The sequence below is a fragment of the Mesorhizobium sp. WSM4833 genome (assembly GCF_055811095.1).
In genome coordinates this window covers 91,896-108,984 of record NZ_JBVVQG010000007.1, presented here as the reverse complement: position 1 = coordinate 108,984, position 17,089 = coordinate 91,896, and the positions used below count along the sequence as shown (strand labels likewise).

Annotated in this window: 14 protein-coding genes; 4 read left to right on the top strand and 10 right to left on the bottom strand. The window is 63.6% G+C overall.

Annotation, left to right across the window (positions count from 1 at the left end; translation table 11 throughout):
- Positions 1–73: 73 nt before the first annotated feature.
- Positions 74–376, bottom strand: coding sequence for a TFIIB-type zinc ribbon-containing protein (locus AC0L2D_RS15790; RefSeq protein WP_024502504.1), 303 nt, complete (start codon positions 374–376; stop codon positions 74–76).
- Positions 377–701: 325 nt separating this feature from the next.
- A complete protein-coding gene (locus tag AC0L2D_RS15785) occupies positions 702–1,691 on the bottom strand; it encodes a zinc-dependent alcohol dehydrogenase family protein (RefSeq protein ID WP_473541498.1) in 990 nt (329 codons plus the stop codon).
- A 101-nt stretch (positions 1,692–1,792) separates the two neighbouring features.
- On the opposite strand from AC0L2D_RS15785, the gene AC0L2D_RS15780 reads away from it, so the two are divergent.
- Positions 1,793–2,695 (top strand): LysR family transcriptional regulator, encoded by a 903-nt coding sequence (locus AC0L2D_RS15780; RefSeq protein ID WP_473541497.1) that lies wholly within the window; start codon positions 1,793–1,795, stop codon positions 2,693–2,695.
- Positions 2,696–2,712: 17 nt separating this feature from the next.
- Here the strand turns inward: AC0L2D_RS15780 and AC0L2D_RS15775 are convergent, their stop codons facing one another.
- The 7 genes from AC0L2D_RS15775 to AC0L2D_RS15745 all read right to left on the bottom strand — a co-directional run bounded on the left by AC0L2D_RS15775 (position 2,713) and on the right by AC0L2D_RS15745 (position 11,472).
- A complete protein-coding gene (locus AC0L2D_RS15775; RefSeq protein ID WP_473541496.1) occupies positions 2,713–4,740 on the bottom strand; it encodes a CocE/NonD family hydrolase in 2,028 nt (675 codons plus the stop codon).
- A 48-nt stretch (positions 4,741–4,788) separates the two neighbouring features.
- Positions 4,789–5,763, bottom strand: coding sequence for an ABC transporter ATP-binding protein (locus AC0L2D_RS15770; protein WP_473541495.1), 975 nt, complete (start codon positions 5,761–5,763; stop codon positions 4,789–4,791).
- Complete coding sequence (locus tag AC0L2D_RS15765) at positions 5,760–6,743, bottom strand: ABC transporter ATP-binding protein (RefSeq protein WP_473541494.1); 984 nt, start codon at positions 6,741–6,743, stop codon at positions 5,760–5,762. Before AC0L2D_RS15765 ends, AC0L2D_RS15770 begins: the two co-directional genes overlap by 4 nt.
- On the bottom strand, positions 6,740–7,585 hold the full coding sequence (locus AC0L2D_RS15760; protein ID WP_473541493.1) for an ABC transporter permease: 846 nt from the start codon (positions 7,583–7,585) through the stop codon (positions 6,740–6,742). Before AC0L2D_RS15760 ends, AC0L2D_RS15765 begins: the two co-directional genes overlap by 4 nt.
- 22 nt (positions 7,586–7,607) lie before the next feature.
- Complete coding sequence (locus AC0L2D_RS15755) at positions 7,608–8,555, bottom strand: ABC transporter permease (protein WP_063171563.1); 948 nt, start codon at positions 8,553–8,555, stop codon at positions 7,608–7,610.
- 52 nt (positions 8,556–8,607) lie between these two features.
- Complete coding sequence (locus tag AC0L2D_RS15750) at positions 8,608–10,167, bottom strand: ABC transporter substrate-binding protein (protein ID WP_473541492.1); 1,560 nt, start codon at positions 10,165–10,167, stop codon at positions 8,608–8,610.
- Between the two features lie 312 nt (positions 10,168–10,479).
- Positions 10,480–11,472 carry a dipeptidase gene (locus tag AC0L2D_RS15745; protein ID WP_082826414.1) on the bottom strand — a complete coding sequence of 331 codons (993 nt, stop codon included), beginning with the start codon at positions 11,470–11,472 and terminating at the stop codon, positions 10,480–10,482.
- Positions 11,473–11,667: 195 nt separating this feature from the next.
- Here AC0L2D_RS15745 and AC0L2D_RS15740 point away from each other — a divergent pair, with 195 nt between their 5' ends.
- Positions 11,668–12,939 carry an NAD(P)/FAD-dependent oxidoreductase gene (locus AC0L2D_RS15740; protein ID WP_473541491.1) on the top strand — a complete coding sequence of 424 codons (1,272 nt, stop codon included), beginning with the start codon at positions 11,668–11,670 and terminating at the stop codon, positions 12,937–12,939.
- Between the two features lie 3 nt (positions 12,940–12,942).
- On the opposite strand, the gene AC0L2D_RS15735 is transcribed toward AC0L2D_RS15740, so the two are convergent.
- Positions 12,943–13,860 (bottom strand): LysR family transcriptional regulator, encoded by a 918-nt coding sequence (locus AC0L2D_RS15735; protein ID WP_473541490.1) that lies wholly within the window; start codon positions 13,858–13,860, stop codon positions 12,943–12,945.
- 128 nt (positions 13,861–13,988) lie between these two features.
- On the opposite strand from AC0L2D_RS15735, the gene AC0L2D_RS15730 reads away from it, so the two are divergent.
- Both AC0L2D_RS15730 and AC0L2D_RS15725 read left to right on the top strand, forming a co-directional pair.
- A complete protein-coding gene (locus AC0L2D_RS15730; RefSeq protein ID WP_473541489.1) occupies positions 13,989–15,326 on the top strand; it encodes an aromatic ring-hydroxylating oxygenase subunit alpha in 1,338 nt (445 codons plus the stop codon).
- A gap of 84 nt (positions 15,327–15,410) precedes the next feature.
- Entirely contained in the window at positions 15,411–17,057 is a 1,647-nt protein-coding gene (locus AC0L2D_RS15725) for an acetolactate synthase large subunit (RefSeq protein ID WP_473541488.1), read from the top strand.
- The last annotated feature ends 32 nt before the right edge of the window (positions 17,058–17,089 follow it).

Below are 17,089 nucleotides of genomic sequence, written 5' to 3'. Positions count from 1 at the left end.
CGGAGATGAACCTTTGTCGATGTGGTTTCGGAAGTTTCAGCAAGTGCCGGCCTGGATGTCGGGCATCATGCGGTCAGTCGAACAACTCTTCGAAGAATGATTTCTTCCGCTTCGGATAGCGGTGACCGTGCGAGCGGGAATAATCGTCATCGCGGCTCTGGCCATGTTGTGGCTGGGAGAATGCTGCCGGCTGTGGCTGCGGCGCGGGCGCCGCTTCCCTGCCGGAACGCTCGATGATCTTGTCGAGTTCTCCTCGATCAAGCCAGACGCCGCGGCACTGCGGACAGTAGTCGATTTCGATACCCTGGCGTTCGCTCATCACGAGCGCGACGCGGCAGGAGGGGCAAACCATACCGAGGAGGGAAGTAGATGTCATACGGGGCTCCAAACCGAAAGGAATGAGCCCGCTTGACCGAAGAATGGAAACGGGCCCGTTAAAGCGGTCCGACATCACAATCGCCAAAAGCGACAGTCAGAGGGGCCCGGCCCGCACCGGACAGTTAGGGATGCAAAGCCGCGGCTTCAAGGTCGATATTGCCCTGCAAGAATGATTTGTTCGCCAGCGTTGCTCAGGCAGTCACCACGATTCAGATCGTCACCACGATCTCAGATCGTCACCACGATCTCAGATCGTCACCACGATCTCAGATCGTCACCACGATCTCAGATCGTCACTACGATCTCAGATCGTCACTACGATCTCAGATCGTCACTACGATCTTGCCGAACTGCTCGTTCGACTCCAGGTAGCGGTGCGCCTCGACGATTTGGTCGAACGCGAAGGTCCTGTCGATGATCGGCCTCAGCGTTCCGTGCTCCAGACCTTCGACGATAAACGCCTTGGCGGCCTCGAGTTTCACAGGGTTGCCGGTGATCTCGTGGACGAGGTAGCCGCGCAGTGTCAGCGTCTTGCTCAGCACCGCTGGCAGCGGGAATGGCGTCGGCTCGCGGCTGAGACCGCCATATTCGATGAGGATGCCGCCACGCGACATGGCCGCTGTGAGTGGCTCGAAGATCGGGCCGCCGACCGCATCGAACACGACGCGCACGCCTTCAGGCCCTGCGATCTCATTCAGCCGTGCCGCCAAATCCTCCTCGGCCAAGGTGACGACTTCAGCCGCGCCGGCATCGAGCAGGGCCTGCCTCTTCGCCGATGTCCGCGTCACCGCAATCGCTGTTGCACCGACCCTGTTGGCGATCTGGATTGCCGCAAGCCCGACGCTGCTCGAGGCTGCGGTGATCACCACGTGGTCTCCGCTGTGCAGCCCGGCGATATCGATCAGCGCGCCATAGGCGGTGAGATACTGCATCCAGACGGCCGCTGCCGTCTGCCAGTCGAGCGACGGCGGATGCTTGACGACAAGTCCGGCGGGGTAGGTGGCAAACTCGCCATAGGCCGGCCAGCGGATCATCGATTGCGGCGGGATAACACTGACGCTGTCGCCCGGCGCGAAATCCCTCACACCGTCGCCAATAGCCTCGATGACGCCCGCTGCCTCGAGGCCAAGCTCCGAGGGGAGCGTCGGCGTCTCGATATAGGAAGCCGCGCGCAGCAGCGCTTCGGCGCGATTGAGGCCGAGTGCCTTGACCCGGATTTGAACTTCGCCCGAACCCGGTGGGGAAAGCGCGACATCCTCGATGCGCAGAACCTCGGGACCACCATGCTGGTGAAAGCGAACTACGCGTGTCATTCGGATACTCCAAATCATCTGAACCGAATGAGCTATGCAGCCGGTCTTTTCGGGGATAAATGGCTGTAAGAGAAGAACAGTAGAAACCAGGAGTTCCGAATATGGATCGGCTTGAGAGCATGGCCGTGTTCGTCAAGGCGGTCGATCTCGGCTCGTTCGCGGCCGCGGCGGTCGCGCTCGACCTCTCCGGACCGATGGTCGGCAAGCATGTCCGGTTTATCGAGGAGCGGCTGGGCGTGCGGCTGCTCAACCGGACCACGCGACGGCAGAGCCTGACCGACTTCGGCCGCGCTTACTATGAACGCTGTCGGGTGGTGCTCGCCGAGGCCGAAGCCGCCGATGCGCTCGCCGCCGAACAGTTTTCGGAGCCACGTGGAAAACTGCGGGTCACCATGCCGGCGCATTTCGGGCGCCATTGCGTGACCCCCGTGTTGCTGAAGCTGGCCCATCAATATCCGATGCTGGAACTCGACCTGTCGCTCACCGACCGCTTGGCGGATCTTGCCGAGGACGGCTACGATCTCGCAATCCGCACCGGCACTCTTGACGACAAGGTGGGGGTGATTGCGCGTCGCGTCGCGCGTCAGGGCATGGTCGTCTGCGCGGCACCCTCTTATCTCAGAATTCATGGCGAGCCGCAGCGGATCGAGGATCTCGCCGACCATCAGGCGATTGTCTACCGCCGGCTCGGCCAGGTCGTTCAGCCGTGGTTGTTTGTGCGCGAGGGGCAACCCACGCTCGAGATCACGCCAACCGGACGGCTGCGGCTCGACGATCTCGATGCCATCGCTGACGCGGCCGCCGACGGCATGGGGCTGGCCTGGCTGCCCTGGTGGCTGGTACGCGACCGCATTCAGGCCGGCGCGCTGATGGCGCTGTTGCCGGACCAGCCGCGATATCTCTACGACTGCCACGCGCTTTGGCTGCAGACACCGCACCTGCCGCTGAAGGTGCGGCTGGCCCTCGATGCGCTGGCCGTCGCCTTGCCGAAATCGATGGCCTGATTGCCAATCGCCGCCGCTCAGTTGAGATCGCGCCGATACTCCTTGACCTCGCTGCGGTCGACGATCCGCTCGTCTCCGTCATGGGCAGTGATGTGGGTCTCGATCCGCCAGACGTCGCGCAGCGCGCGCACCGTCGCCGTCACTGAAAGGCGCGCCTGCCAGTCGCCGCGGCCATAGGATTTTTCCCAGGTGCAGGTGCCGACCGCCGAGGTCGGGTCGTCGGGGTGAATGGAGAACCGGTCGACATGCTTCGCTGAAAGGACGATTCCCGTATGCGGGTGCCGCACCGTGCCGCCATCATTGACGACTTGGTAGACGGTCTCGCCAGTGACCTGGTCTGTCGAAACCGAGCGCTGAAAGCCGTCCCCTTTGGTCAGAACCTCCTGCTCCATCGGCGCGGCGCTTTCCGGAGCCAGGAAGGCCCCCAGCGTGTCGTCCAGCTTCTGCGGCGCGCGCACCGGCAGGATCAGCCGGCTATCGCCGCAATGGATCGACAGCGTCGCCTGCTCGGCGGTCGGAAAGACGATCGGCCAATGCGATGTCGCCAGTGCCAGCCGGATACGCTCGCCAGCCTCGAAACGCTGCCCGCAACAGCGCAGCTTGATGCGGACGGTCTCCGCCCGGCCCGGCACCATGGGTACGATGTCCAGATCATCGTTGCGATGGCTCAGATTGAGGATGCCGTAGCTGATGCGCGAGGCAGCACCTTCCGGGAACACTTGCGACAGCGTGGCGGACAGAAGCGCAACCGGCTTGTCGGAGGAGAGCTTGACCTCGAATTCGGGAAAACCGAGGATCTCGACCGCTTCGGTCAACGGCGCCGTCTCGAAGATCAGGGCATTGCCTTCTTCCGTGCGTTGGTCGACCGGCAAGGTAGGCATGACACCATAACCGCACCAGGCGCCGGACGACAGGCCGGCCGTCTGCGGCGATGAAATCTCCAGGATCGTGTCTTCGCCCCTGGCCTCGCTCAGCACATGCGGCGCAAGGTTCAGCACCTTTTCGCCGACCCCCGGCCCCGGCCAAGCCGGCTCGGCGACCCAGCGGCCGGGCCGCTCGTCATAGATCGCCGCCGGCCGTGCGGGATCCTGAATCCAGGCGCGCAGCATCGGCTCGTCGGCAATGCCGGTGTTTATGCCCTTGAGATATTGGTCCCACCAGCGCAGGCACTCCTGCAGGAAGCCGATGCGCGGTCCTGGCATGGCGAAGTGCGGATATTTATGGCCCCAGGGTCCAATCAGCCCTTTGCGGGGACCGCTTAGCTTTTCCAGCATCCGGAAGATCGGATTGGGATAACCGTCGGCCCAGCCGCCGACGGCGTAGACCGGGATTTCGACATCGGAATAATCCTCGTAGATCGAACCGTGCTTGTAGAAATCGTCGCGGCGCTGGTGTTCGAACCAGTCCTGCATCCAGATGCCATTGCCATTCAGCCGTTGTTTCCAAAGATCGCGCCAGCGGTCACCGACAATGAACGGGTCGGGCGGGGTCATGGCGATGGCCCAGGCGGTGGTTCCCCACATCAGATTGTCGCACATCATCGCGCCGCCGAGATAATGCACGTCGTCGTTATAGCGGTCGTCGGTCGAGCACAGCGAAACGACGGCTTTCAGCGCCGGCGGCCGGCGGGCCGCAACCTGCAGCCCGTTGAAGCCGCCCCAGCTGATGCCGATCATGCCGACGCTTCCCGAGCACCAGGATTGCCTCGCCAGCCATTCGATGACCACCAGGCAGTCATCCTGCTCCTGCTTCAGATACTCACCCTTGCACAGCCCTTCGCTGTCGCCCGAGCCGCGCATGTCGACCCGCACGCCGGCATAGCCGTGACCGGCGAAATAGGGATGCGTCAGCGCATCGCGCTCCACCGTTCCGTCACGCTTGCGATAGGGCAAATATTCGAGGATCGCTGGCACGGGATCGCTCTCCGCGTCTTCCGGCAGCCAGACACGCGCCGCCAGCTTGACGCCATCCGGCATCGGAATCCACAAATTCTCGATCTCGCGGATTTTGCGCGGGAAATCGGTGACGATGCGGATATCTTGCATGGCGGCTCCTCTCAACGCCCCGGCCGACACTTGCGCCGGTGGCGATCCTTATGTGTTCAGCGGGAAATGGCAGGTCAGGCGGCTGTCGCCGACCGAGGCCGGGACGGGGACATCCAGCGCGCAACGGCCCTCGGCCTGCGGGCAGCGTGTGTGAAACTCGCAGCCTGAGGGGCGCGCCAGCAAGGACGGAACGTCAGCCGGCAGCGTGATGCGCTGGTGCACCCGATCTGGATCGGGCTCGGGGTTGGCGGACAGAAGGGCCGCCGTATAGGGATGATGCGGGGCACGGAAGATCGCTTCGGTTTCGCCCTGCTCGACGAAGCGTCCGAGATACATCACCGCCATGCGGTCGGCGATCTGGCGCACGACATGCAGATTGTGGGTGATGATCAGCATCGACAGGCCCATGCGGTCGCGCAGGTCGTTGAGCAGGTTCAGCACCTCTCCCTGCACGGAGACGTCGAGGCCGGCGGTCGGCTCGTCGGCGACGACCAGCACCGGGTCCAGCGCGATCGCCCGCGCAACGCCGACGCGGCGCGCCTGGCCGCCGGATAGCTGGTGCGGGTAGCGGTCGGCGAAATCGCGCGGCAGCCCGACCAGCACAAGGAGCCGTGTGACTTCAGCGTTGAGATCGCGATCCGACAAACCGTGGATGACGAAAGGCTCCGACAGCAGCGAGCGCACGCTGAGCCGCGGCGACAGCGATCCGACCGGATCCTGGAACATCATCGGCATGCGCCGCCGCACCGGTTTCATCGCGGCGTTGGACAGGCCTTGCAGTTCCTGTCCTTCGAACACGATCGTGCCTGCTTTCACCGGCTGAAGACCGTTGAGGGTGCGCGCCAGCGTCGTCTTGCCCGAGCCGGATTCGCCGACCAGCGCGAAGGTGCTGCCTCGTTGAAGCGTGAAGCTGACGCCGGAGACCGCTTCGATTTCGGTGGCCCGCCCCGCGAGCCTGGCGGACAGGCCGCCAACCCGGAACGAGACGCGCAGGTCGCTGACACGGAGCAGGTCTTCGTTCATGCGCTCATGGCCCCCAGTGGAACGTCCGCGTGCCAGCAATGGGCGATATGAGATCCGCCGACAGGGGCGCTGGGAGGCGTCGTCAGGCATTGGGCGTCGGCGCGATCGCAGCGCGGCTGGAAGACGCAGCCGCTTGGTCGGCGGCGCAGGTCCGGCAAGGTCCCGGCAATCGTCGGCAGCCGGGGCACACGCTGCGATAGCCGGGCGGGATCGCAGGCCAGCAGCTTCTGCGTGTACGGATGGCGGGCGTCGTGGAAGATCTCGCGGGTCGTGCCGCTTTCCACCACCTCGCCGGCATACATCACGATCATCTCGTCGCAGAGTTCGGCGATCACGCCCAGATGATGCGAGATGAACAGCACCGAGCAGCCGATGTCGCGCTGCAGATCCTTGAGCAGTTCGATGGTGGCCACCTCCAGCGTCGCATCGAGCGCCGTGGTCGGCTCGTCGGCGATCAGCAGCGCTGGCTCCATCATCAGCGCCATGGCGATGGCGATGCGCTGCTTCATGCCGCCGGAGAATTCGTGCGGAAACTGCGTCAGCCGGCTTTCCGGATCGGGAATGCGAACCTTGCGCAGCATGGCGACCGAGCGCGCATCCTTGTCCCGCTTCGACAGACCCGAGCGATACTGGATGTCGCGCATCTGCCGCCCCACCGACAGCACCGGGTTGAGCGCACCCATCGGGTCCTGGAAAACGGTGGCGATCCTTTGCCCGCGCAGGCCGCGCATCGCGGTGGGGTCGAGCCGGGCAAGGTTCTTGTCGCCCTCGAAGATGATCTCGCCCGATAATATCTCGCCATTGTCGGCGAGCAGGCCGAGAATGGCGTTGATGAGCGTCGACTTCCCGCAGCCGGATTCGCCGACCACGCCAACGCTGCGGTTGGCCGGCACGGAAAAACTCACCTGCTTCAGCGCCTCCAGTCGCCCACTCTCGGTGTGGAAGGCGACGCTCAGATCCTTGATCGCGAGAACCGTCATGACCGCCCCTTCAGCCGGGGATCGAAGAGGTCGCGCAGCGTCTCGCCGAAGAAGGTGAAGCCGAGTGTGGTCAGCACGATGGGCAGGCCGCCGACAATCACGATCCAGTAGGAATCGCGGATGTTGGCAAAGCCGTCATTGAGGATCGCGCCCCAGCTCGGCGTTGGCGGCCGCACGCCGAGCCCGAGGAAGCTCATGCCGGCCTCGATCGCCACCACCACGGGAATGTCCATCGATATCAGGATCAGGATCGGGCCGATGATGTTGGGCAGGATATGGACGCGCAGGATACGGCCGGCACTGGCGCCCATCGAGCGCGCCGCCATGACATGTTCGGCCGACTTCAGCACCAGCGTCTGCGTCCTGATGATGCGGGCATAGCCCGGCACATTGACCAGCATCACCACCAGCACCACCGCATAGAGCGAGGGGCCGAACAGGGTGACCAGCGTCAGCGCCAGCATGACGGTGGGAAAGCTCTTCACGGCGTCGAAGATCAGCAGCAGCACATTGTCGAGCCAGCGCGGCCCATAGCCGGCGATCAGCCCGAGCACCACGCCGACGACCAGCGACACCGCTGTCGCGCCGAGCGCGATCAAGAGCGCGACGCGCCCGCCATAGAGCACCCGGGTCAGAAGATCACGGCCGAGGTGGTCGGTGCCGAGCAGATGCAGCAGGCTCGGCGAAGCGAAGCGTTCGGCCGGCGATATCTTGCTCGGCGCATAGCTGGTCAGCGCGCTGGCAAACACCGCCGACAGCACCACCAGCGTCACCAGCGTCAGGCCGACGGCGCCGAGCGGCTCGCGCATGATGCCGCGCACGGTCCGCCACAATCCGGACAACCGGCTGCCGCCGGAAGACAGCTCAGTTGAAACTTGATCTGACACGGGGATCCAATACACCGACCAGAATGTCGGCCGCTACGTTGACGAGGACGAAGAAGACCGTGGTGACCAGCACGGCTCCGGAGACGATGGGGTAGTTGCGCACCGAGATCGCCTCATAGACCAGCTTGCCGATGCCGGGGCGGGCGAAGACGATTTCGGCGAAAACGGAAGACGACAGCATGTGGCCGATACCGACGCCGAGCAGGGTGATCGTTGGCAGCACGGCAATGCGCAGCGCGTAGGTGTAGACGATCCGGTGCTCTGTCAGGCCGAAGGCGCGCGCCGTGCGGATATGGCTGGCCTCCAGCGTCTCCAGCATCGAGGCGCGCACCATGCGCGAGATGTAGCCGATCCAGCCAAGCCCGACCGCCAGCGACGGCAGGATGAGGTGCTGGAGCCGGCTGGCGAGGTCGCCCGGTTCGCCGGCGCCGATCGCCGGCAGCCATTGCAGTGCGACCGCGAACACCAGCAGCGAATAGATGGCGACGACGAAGGACGGCACCGCGATCATCGCCACCGAAAGAACCCCGATCACCTGATCGACAAAGCCGCCTCGGCGCACCGCGGCGATACAGCCAAGCGGGATGCCAAGCGCCACCGACCAGGTAATGCCGCCGACCACCAGCGCCAGCGTGAACGGAAGCTGCTCGATCACCACGTCCAGCACCGGCCGGTTCGACAGAACCTCGGTGCCCAGGTCACCGCGCAGGACCGATCCGTAGAAGTGCAGGAACTGCCGCCACACCGGCTGGTCGAGGCCCATGCGCACGCGCAGCGCCTCCATCATCTCCGGCGTCGCGCGTGGCCCCAGCGCGACGGAGGCCGGGTCGCCGGGAATGAGGTAGACCATGGCGAACATCATCATCATAGCGACGCTGATGATGATGGCGCCAAGCCACAGACGCTTGAGGGCGTAGCGGATCATTTTCGGTACCTGTCCGACGGTCTTTGGCGGGGACGAGCCCCGCCCGCCGATATCATGCCGGTTTGAAGTCGGTGAACACGGGTTCGCCATTCGGTTTCAGGCCGGCCACAAGCGTGTCTCGATTCATGATGCCGGTGACCTCATGGGTCAGGAAAACGTAGTTGCCGTTCTCCTCCATCAGGTCCTGCAGCTTCTTGTAGATGACATCACGTTTCGCCGGGTCGAGCTCGACCATGCCTTCGGCATTGAGCTTGTCGAATTCCTCGCTGGAAAACCGCTCCCAGTTCCAGACGCCGATCTGGTCGCGGGTGAACCAGGCAGTCGCCCAGCTCGGATCCGGCTGCATGGAGAAGCGGCTGATGATCATCTGCAGCTTCTTCCAGTAGTCGCCTTCCTTGGCGCCAAGCGTCCAGAAGGTGCCGCTGTCGTTCTGCTTGATTTCCACGGTGAGGCCGACATCCTGCAGGTTCGACTGCACGACCTGCGCCGCGGTCAGGCGCTCGGTCTTGTTGAGGATATCGAGCGTGATGGTCGTGCCGGCCAGCCCCTCCTCGGCGATCATGTCGCGGGCGCGGTCCGGATCGAAATCGAAAAGGTTCTTCTCGCGATGGCCGGGCAGGCCGGGCGCGATGATGCCGGTGGCGGTGGCGGCGGCGCCGAAATAGGCAGCATCGACCACCGCCTTGCGGTCCACGGCGTACTGAACCGCGCGGCGCATGTTGGGATTGTTGAAGGGAGCGACATCCTGGTTCATGCCGAGCCAGACAAAGGCCAGCGAAGGCTTCTCCACCACTGTCGTCTTCGGCGGCGGCGTCTGCTTCAGGCGCGAGATCGAGGAGACCGCGGTCCAGGTGTAGTCGAGGTCGCCGGCCTCGTAGCCGAGTTCGGCGGTCTTCTCGTCCTCGATCGGATGAATGTGGATTTCCGCGAAGGCACCTTGCTCGTACTTCCAGTCGGGATTGCGGACCAGCACCGTGCGCTGCTTGGGCAGCCATTCCTTCAGGATGTAGGGGCCTGACTGAGCCACTGGCTTGACGCCCATCTTGCCACCGAGCTCGGTGATGGCGCGCTTTGACAGGATGGTGCCGGACGGCGTCGGCAAGGTCGACGTCCACAGCGGCGCGAAGGCTTGTTTCAGGTGGATCAGCCCCGACAGCTTGTCCTTGACCTCGACTTCCTTGAGCGTTGCCCAGTCGCCGGAATAGGGGCTCTTGTTGGCTGGGTCGGCGATGCGTTCGATCGAAAACTTCACGTCTTCGGCCGTCATCTGGCCGTAGCCATCGGTGAAGCCGATATTGTCGCGCAGCTGGAAGGCGACGGTCAGCGGATCGATCTGCTTGATCGTTTCCGCCGCCATCGGCCGCCAGCCCCAGCTGTCGCCCGGCGTGGTGACGACGAGGCCGGCGAAGATGACGCTGGTGATGTCGCCTTCAGGCGCCGCCAGCCGGAAGCAAGGGTCGAGCGTCTGGATGTCGGCGTAGGAGCGCACCTTGAGGATCGGCCCGTCGCTCGACCAGGAAACTTTTGGATTGACCATTGAGGCAAGGCCGAAAGCGCCGGCTCCGGCGAGCAGGCTGCGGCGCGAAACCCTGGTGTCGGCTAGAATGGACATGCTTTACCCCTCAGCTGTTTTCGTTGTCTTGTTTTCAGGCCGCAGGCCATTCTCCAAGCCGGGCCGAATGTGTCGGTCCGCTAAAACTGCTAATAATAGACATCTATGTCTAGCGAAAATTTTGCCGGCACGTCTGAATCTTGGATACCGACGATCTTGCGGAAAATCTCGACATCTGTTCCGACCGCCGCCGGCGCGTCGACTTGGGCAAGTCGCGGGCGGAATGTGATCGCGCAGACGATATGGCCTGGCCCGCCATTCGGTGGGGCCTGGATCAAGAGCTGTAGCGGAGATAGGCCTCTCGGCCGCCGCTCACTTCCAGATTTCAGCCGCCAGGCGCATGAAATTGCCGCCCAGGACATCGCGCACGGTCTGCTCGGACTGGCCGCGGCGCAGAAGAACCTCGGTCAGTTCGCGCATCTGACCTGGAGCCGCGTAGGTCGTCGCCCCCTCCGGATATTCGCTCTTGGGCCAGAATTGCGGATTGTCGGAAATGATGCGGTCGATACCTTTGACATCAACCGGAAAGGCGTAATCCAGTCCGATGCCGACATGATTTGGGCCAGCCAGGTCGACGAGATATTCGATGTGGTCAGCCAGCCTGTCCGAGTCCGTGCGTCCCTCTCCCAGGAAACGATTGAGCCCGACGATCGCGACGATGCCGCCGGTGCGCGCGCAGGCCTTGATCTGCTCGTCGGTGATATTGCGGCCATGGCCGCACAAGGCCTTGGCGTTGGAGTGCGAGAAGATGACCGGCCGGTTGGAGTATTCCATCACCTCCATCGAGGTGCGATAGCCGGTGTGGGTGACGTCGACGAACATGCCGAGACGGTTCATCTCGTCGATGACCTCGCGGCCGAACGCCGTCAGGCTGGTCTCGACATCGTGGCAACCGCCGCCGGCCAGATTGTTCCTGTTGTACGCAAACAGGATCTGGCGGACGCCCAGATGGTGATAGAACTCGACCATCTCGACGCGGCCGTCGAGCGCGTTCATGCCCTCGATGTCGAAGGTGATCGCCAGTTTGCCTTCAAGCTTGGCCTTGCGGATTTCCGCGACGGAGGAGACCAGCGTGTAGTGCTCGGGATTGGCAAGGATCCAGTGGCGGAAATTTGCGAGCGTCCGCACGGTCTGCTCCCAGGGCAACAGGTCGAAGCCGACATCGATCGACAGATAGTCGATGCCGGCGTCGCGCCAGATCTGCAGATTGTTCAGGTCCGCCGCCGGGTCCGGCATGAAGCCGGAATGCGCGTCCCATATGATTTCACTGTCGAAAATGGCCTGGGCGGCTGTCGAAACGCTCACTTTTTCCTCGCTCTCTCGGCGACACAACACAACGGAAAGCCGGATCAAGCGGCGTTCCGGACGTGTGATCCAGATGCAGTGCGCATCAAGTATCAGGCCACAGACACATGTGTCTAGACAGTCCGGGACGAGCCTGTATGGTCGCCGTCGCTGTATGTCGCTCCGACCGGAACATCGGCAAAAGGGAGAACAAAGATGAGTTCAAACGGAAGCCATGGCGGCAGCGATAGCAGGCATATCGCGGTGATTGGCGGCGGCATCATCGGCTGCAGCGCGGCTTTCCATCTGCTGCGGTCCGGCGTGCGCCGGGTGACGGTCATCGATGCCGGCCAGCCGGGTGCCGCAACCACAAGCGCCGGTGCTGGCTTCGTCTCCCATTGGTCCGCCGGCATGATCCCGCTCGGTGAAGAGGGCTTTCAGCTGCAGCAATATGGCCTCGATTTCTATCGCAGGCTGCACGAGGTCGGCGCCGAGATTGGTTATCGGCCGAACGGCACCTTGATCATGGCGCTGACCGAGGACGGGCGCGAACGCTTCGTCCGCCCGGTGCTGGATTCTCCCTATGCGCCGCCGGAAATGCAGGACCTGGATGCCGTGCAGATCGGGCAGAAGATGCAGGGTCTCATCGATCCGGCCCGGGTCCATTCGGCGGCCTACAATCCGCATGGCATCCAGCTCGACACCAAGCTGGCGATGGGGGTGCTGACCGGCCAGACCAGCGAGCTCGGCGGCGTCTTCCGCAGCAACACACGCGTGACTGCCGTCCATGATGCCGGCGACCGGGTGACGATCGAGACCGACCAGGGCGGTCTTGAGGCTGATGGCGTGATTGTTGCCGCCGGCGCCTGGAACAACCAGGTCCTGTCAGGCCTTGGCTGGCAGTTGCCGCTGCTGCGCGTCGTTGCAACGCGCATCGTCACCGACGACCGTGGGCTGCCATCGACCATCCCCACCGTCCAGTGCCGCGAATTGCGGCTGTGGCTGCGCGAGACATTCGGCGCCGTCATGTGGGGAACCGGCCGGCACTACAAACCTCTCTACAAGACGAACGACAGCGAAATCGAACCCGGCCAGCCGCACAATATCGGGCTGATGCAGGAAACCTCCGAGCAGGAGCTTGCCGAGTTGCAGACGGTGTTCCCGCCGCTGCGCGGTTCGACGATCGCGAGCTGGGCGCAAGGCGTGCCGTGCTACACGCCCGACAACAACCTTATCGTCGGCAAAGTCCCCGGCAGCGACAATATCGTGGTCGTTGGTGGCGACAATGAGAGCGGCGTCACCCATGGACCGGGTCTTGGCCGGCTCTCTTGCGAACTGGTTCTCGGGCAGACCCCGTTCGTTTCCGTCGAGCGGTTCCGTGTCGATCGCTACGCCTCCAACGCCTTCAAGTCGGAAGCCGAGATCGAGGCCGCCATGCCGGCCTGGGGCGCGCGTCACGAGGCGTCGCGGTTTGGTCGCGAGGCCTGATCGTCAGCTGCCCCCGGCGCTTGCCTGCAAGCTGTCGCCGACGCTGCCGAGCAGCGCCTGCGCCACCGCCCTGACAACCGGGCCGGCGTTCTTCCTCATGACGATGTGGAAGGAGCCGGCGTGGCGCCGCGAGGTCTTGGTCAGCCGGACGAGCTGGCCGCGGCGCAGATGCTCGTCCGCAAATCCCGCCCAGGCGAGCGCCGCGCCGCGCCCGGCGATGGTTTCGTGCATCATCGACATGTAGCCGGTGAACCGAGGTCCGTCGAGTTTCCGGTCGGTTCCGACCCACGATTGCCAACTGTCGATCGCGCCCGGCGGCGTCACCTGATGCAGCAGCGGCACTGCCAGGAAAGCCTCAGGCTCCTCCGAGGCGAGCGCCGGATAACGCGCCAGGAACGCCGGCGCGCAAACCGGGAACCACTCACCCTCGAGCAGTTTTTCGGTCACGAATTCGGGCCATTGCCCGGCTTCGCCGAAACGGATCGACAATGCCACTTCAGGCTGGTCGAAATCCCTGTAGTCGGTGGATGTCTGCAGCAGCACGCGGCCATCGGCAACCTGCGATGTGATGAGGCCGAAGCGCGGCATCAGCCATGCCTGCGCGAAGTCGTGGCTGCAGCCGACCACGAATGTATCGCTGTCGTGCGCGGTCAAATCCTCGACCGCTTGCCTGATGGTGCCGAGACCCTCGCGGATCGCTTCGGCCAGCGTGTTGCCGGCCCCGGTGACGGCGACGCGGTTGCCTCTGCGCGTGAACAGCTCGACCGACAGCTGGCGCTCGAGATTGGCGACATGCCTGCTGACCGCCGATTGTGCGATGTTGAGCTCCTGTGCGGCCAGCGTCAGCCCGCCATGCCTGACGGCAGCCTCGAAGACGACCATGGCGTTCAGCAGGGGAAGCGATGTCTTGAGGGTTTTCACGATCCAAACCTGCTTTCATGCCTTTTCGATATGAAGGTCTATCATTTCTGTATTTGCTGCAAGCCTTTCCGCATCGCACACTCTATCGAAACGTCATTCGAACGCCAGCGAGCAGAAAGGTGTTTGCCGTGCAGGCCTACACATCGAACAGCCAGCCTATCGACAGAAGCGAGACCGTCAGGCTGATCGACCGGCAACGTCCGGACTGGTCGCTGGAACAGGCCTTCTACGCGGACCCTGCCATCTTCGCGCTGGAACGGGATTTGTGGTTTCCGCGCCAATGGATGCTTGTCGCCCATGCCAGCGAGGTCCCAGAAAAGGGCCGCTACATCGTGCGCCAGCTTTTCGACGAGGAGATCATCGTCGTGCGCTTCGGCGATGGCGAGGAGGACATCGCGGCCTACTACAATGTCTGCACCCATCGCGGCTCGCGGCTCTGCGCCAAGGATGGTCGCGGCAAGCTTCTGGTCTGCCCCTACCATGCCTGGTCGTTCAGGCTGACCGGCGAGTTGCAGTCACGGCAGGATCTACCGGAAAGCGTCGATCCGGAAGCGCTGGGACTGCACCGCGTGCCCTGCAAGCATTTCGGCGGCCTCGTGTTCTGCGGCCTTGATGCCAATTCGCTGCCCGACATCCAGCCTGTCGCGGACGGGCTGACCGGCGGCTTGCGCGAAAACGGCCTTGACCGTGCACGCATCGTCGCGCGCAAGAACTATCTCACCAAGGCGAACTGGAAGCTGGTGCTCGAGAACTTCCTCGAATGCTATCACTGCCGGCCGGCTCATCCCGAATATTACCGCGTCAACGGCCATGTCAAAGTGACCGCGACCCGCGACGCCGACAAGGCGGTCGAGTGGCAGAATGAAATCGAGGCCTGGCACAGCGTCATCGGCGATGCCGAGTTCCACAAGGGCGCGTGGCAGGCTGGCGACCTCGACACGATGCCGTTTGCCATGCACCGCAAGCCGATCGGATCCGGCCGCAACACGCTGTCCAATACAGGTGAGGGGGTCTCATGCCTGATGGGCGGCCGTCACGCCTATGATGGTGGCGAAAGCGGCTTCCGCCTCGGACGCCTGTCGTTTGCAAGTGCTGCCAATGATTATGTCACGCTGTTCCAGATGATACCGCGCAACGCCATGAAAACAGACGTCATCCTGACATGGCTCGTCGACAAGGACGCCGATGGCGACATCGACGCCGATGCGATCAGCTGGATGTGGGACGTCACCACGGTGCAGGACAAGAAGATCACCGAGGACAATGCCGACGGCATCATGTCGCGCGCCTACCGGCCGGGTCCCTATACGCCGCTGGAAAGCCAGACCTCGTTCTTCGTGCAGACCTATCTGTCGGAACTGCGTTCGCTGATCACCGGCACGCGCGGCGCACCGCTCAGCCAGTGGTCTGCACCGAAGGAACTTTTCGCCTCGCCGAAAGCGGCGAGCTGCAACACGCGCCGCTGACCCGCAGCCGAAGATGCCTCTTTGAGGCGTCGCATTCCGATGCCATATGAAGGTGGCCGACGGAATGTTGCGGGAGAGGTGGTCATGACCAAAGGTTCGGATCTGTTCGTCGCGGCCCTCGAGAACGAAGGGGTCGAGCGGATTTTCGGCATCCCGGGCGAAGAAAATCTCGACATCGTCGAATCCATCCGCCGCTCCTCGATCCAGCTGATCCTGACCCGCCACGAGCAGGCAGCCGCTTTCATGGCCGCCACCTATGGCAGGCTTACCGGCAAGCCGGGTGTGTGCATCACCACGCTTGGCCCGGGCGCGCTCAACCTTTCGACCGGTTCGGCCTATGCGCTGCTCGGCGCGATGCCGATGATCATGATCACCGGCCAGAAAGGCATCCTGTCATCCCGGCAGGCGCGCTTCCAGATCGTCGACATCGTCGCGGCGATGAAGCCGCTGACCAAGCTGTCGCGTCAGATCGTCTCGCCGAAGATGATCCCCTCGTTGGTTCGCGAAGCTTTCCGTGTCGCCCAGGAAGAGCGTCCCGGCCCCGTACATCTTGAATTGCCGGAAGACATTGCGGCGGCCGAGTGTGAACCGGTAGCACTCGTGCCAACGCATCCGGTCGAACTGCCGCTGGCCAGCCCGGGCGCGCTTGATCGCGCCGCCCGTATGATCATGGAAGCCAGGCGTCCGCTGCTGATGTTTGGTGCGGCGGCGTCGCGACCGCGCGTGACTCCCGATGTCGCCCAGTTCGTGCTGCGGACGCAAATTCCCTATTTCACCACGCAGATGGGCAAGGGCACCGTGCCTGGCGGCACGGAGCTCTATATGGGAACGGCAGCCCTTTCGGAGCGCGACTATGTGCACGAGGCCATCGAACAGGCCGATCTGATCATCACCGTCGGTCACGACACGGTAGAGAAGCCGCCCTTCATCATGGGGGCAAAGGGGCCGAAGGTCATTCATGTCGGCTACCATTCAGCCGATGTCGAGCAGGTCTATTTCCCGCAAGCCGAAATCGTCGGCGACCTCGGTCCTTCGCTGGCGCTGCTGGCCGACCGCATCGAGGGCAAGGTCCCCAATGCACAGGCCTTGCTGCCGCTGCGGGAAGGCATTCTGAGCCGCATCGCCGCGCGCGCCACCGAAGATCGCTTCACGCCGCAGCGCATCGTGCACGATGTCCGCGCCGTGATGCCGGCGGATGGGATTCTTGCCCTCGACAACGGCATGTACAAGATCTGGTTCGCGCGCAACTACCGCACCCGCATGGCAAACACGATCCTGCTCGACAATGCGCTGGCCACGATGGGCGCGGGCCTGCCGTCGGCGATGATGGCGGCACTGCTCTATCCGCAGCGCCGTGTCATGGCCATCTGTGGTGATGGCGGCTTCATGATGAACAGCCAGGAACTGGAGACCGCCGTCAGGCTCAAGCTCAACCTCGTCGTCCTGCTGCTCGAAGACCATGCCTATGGCATGATCCGCTGGAAGCAGGCGGTCGACGAATTCCCGGATTTCGGCATGACCTTCGGCAATCCCGATTTCGTCAGATATGCCGAGGCCTATGGCGCCAGGGGGACCAGGGTTACGGAGATCGCCGACTTGCGGCCGGCGCTGGAACAGGCCTTCACCGGCGGCGGCGTGCACCTCGTCGTCGTGCCCATCGACTATTCCGAAAACACCAGGGTGCTCGTCGACGAATTGCGCGAGCGGCTGCCTGCGCCGCAAGCGAGCTGACGGCGGCAAAGCCGCCGTCAGGATTGCCTGGA

What these genes read in the sequence shown, in the direction of transcription:
- AC0L2D_RS15790 (WP_024502504.1), bottom strand. Translation starts at nt 376, where the DNA reads ATGACATCTACTTCCCTCCTCGGTATGGTTTGCCCCTCCTGCCGCGTC.
- AC0L2D_RS15725 (WP_473541488.1), top strand. Translation starts at nt 15,411, where the DNA reads ATGACCAAAGGTTCGGATCTGTTCGTCGCGGCCCTCGAGAACGAAGGG.
- AC0L2D_RS15780 (WP_473541497.1), top strand. Translation starts at nt 1,793, where the DNA reads ATGGATCGGCTTGAGAGCATGGCCGTGTTCGTCAAGGCGGTCGATCTC.
- AC0L2D_RS15775 (WP_473541496.1), bottom strand. Translation starts at nt 4,740, where the DNA reads ATGCAAGATATCCGCATCGTCACCGATTTCCCGCGCAAAATCCGCGAG.
- AC0L2D_RS15765 (WP_473541494.1), bottom strand. Translation starts at nt 6,743, where the DNA reads ATGACGGTTCTCGCGATCAAGGATCTGAGCGTCGCCTTCCACACCGAG.
- AC0L2D_RS15740 (WP_473541491.1), top strand. Translation starts at nt 11,668, where the DNA reads ATGAGTTCAAACGGAAGCCATGGCGGCAGCGATAGCAGGCATATCGCG.
- AC0L2D_RS15785 (WP_473541498.1), bottom strand. Translation starts at nt 1,691, where the DNA reads ATGACACGCGTAGTTCGCTTTCACCAGCATGGTGGTCCCGAGGTTCTG.
- AC0L2D_RS15770 (WP_473541495.1), bottom strand. Translation starts at nt 5,763, where the DNA reads ATGAACGAAGACCTGCTCCGTGTCAGCGACCTGCGCGTCTCGTTCCGG.
- AC0L2D_RS15750 (WP_473541492.1), bottom strand. Translation starts at nt 10,167, where the DNA reads ATGTCCATTCTAGCCGACACCAGGGTTTCGCGCCGCAGCCTGCTCGCC.
- AC0L2D_RS15755 (WP_063171563.1), bottom strand. Translation starts at nt 8,555, where the DNA reads ATGATCCGCTACGCCCTCAAGCGTCTGTGGCTTGGCGCCATCATCATC.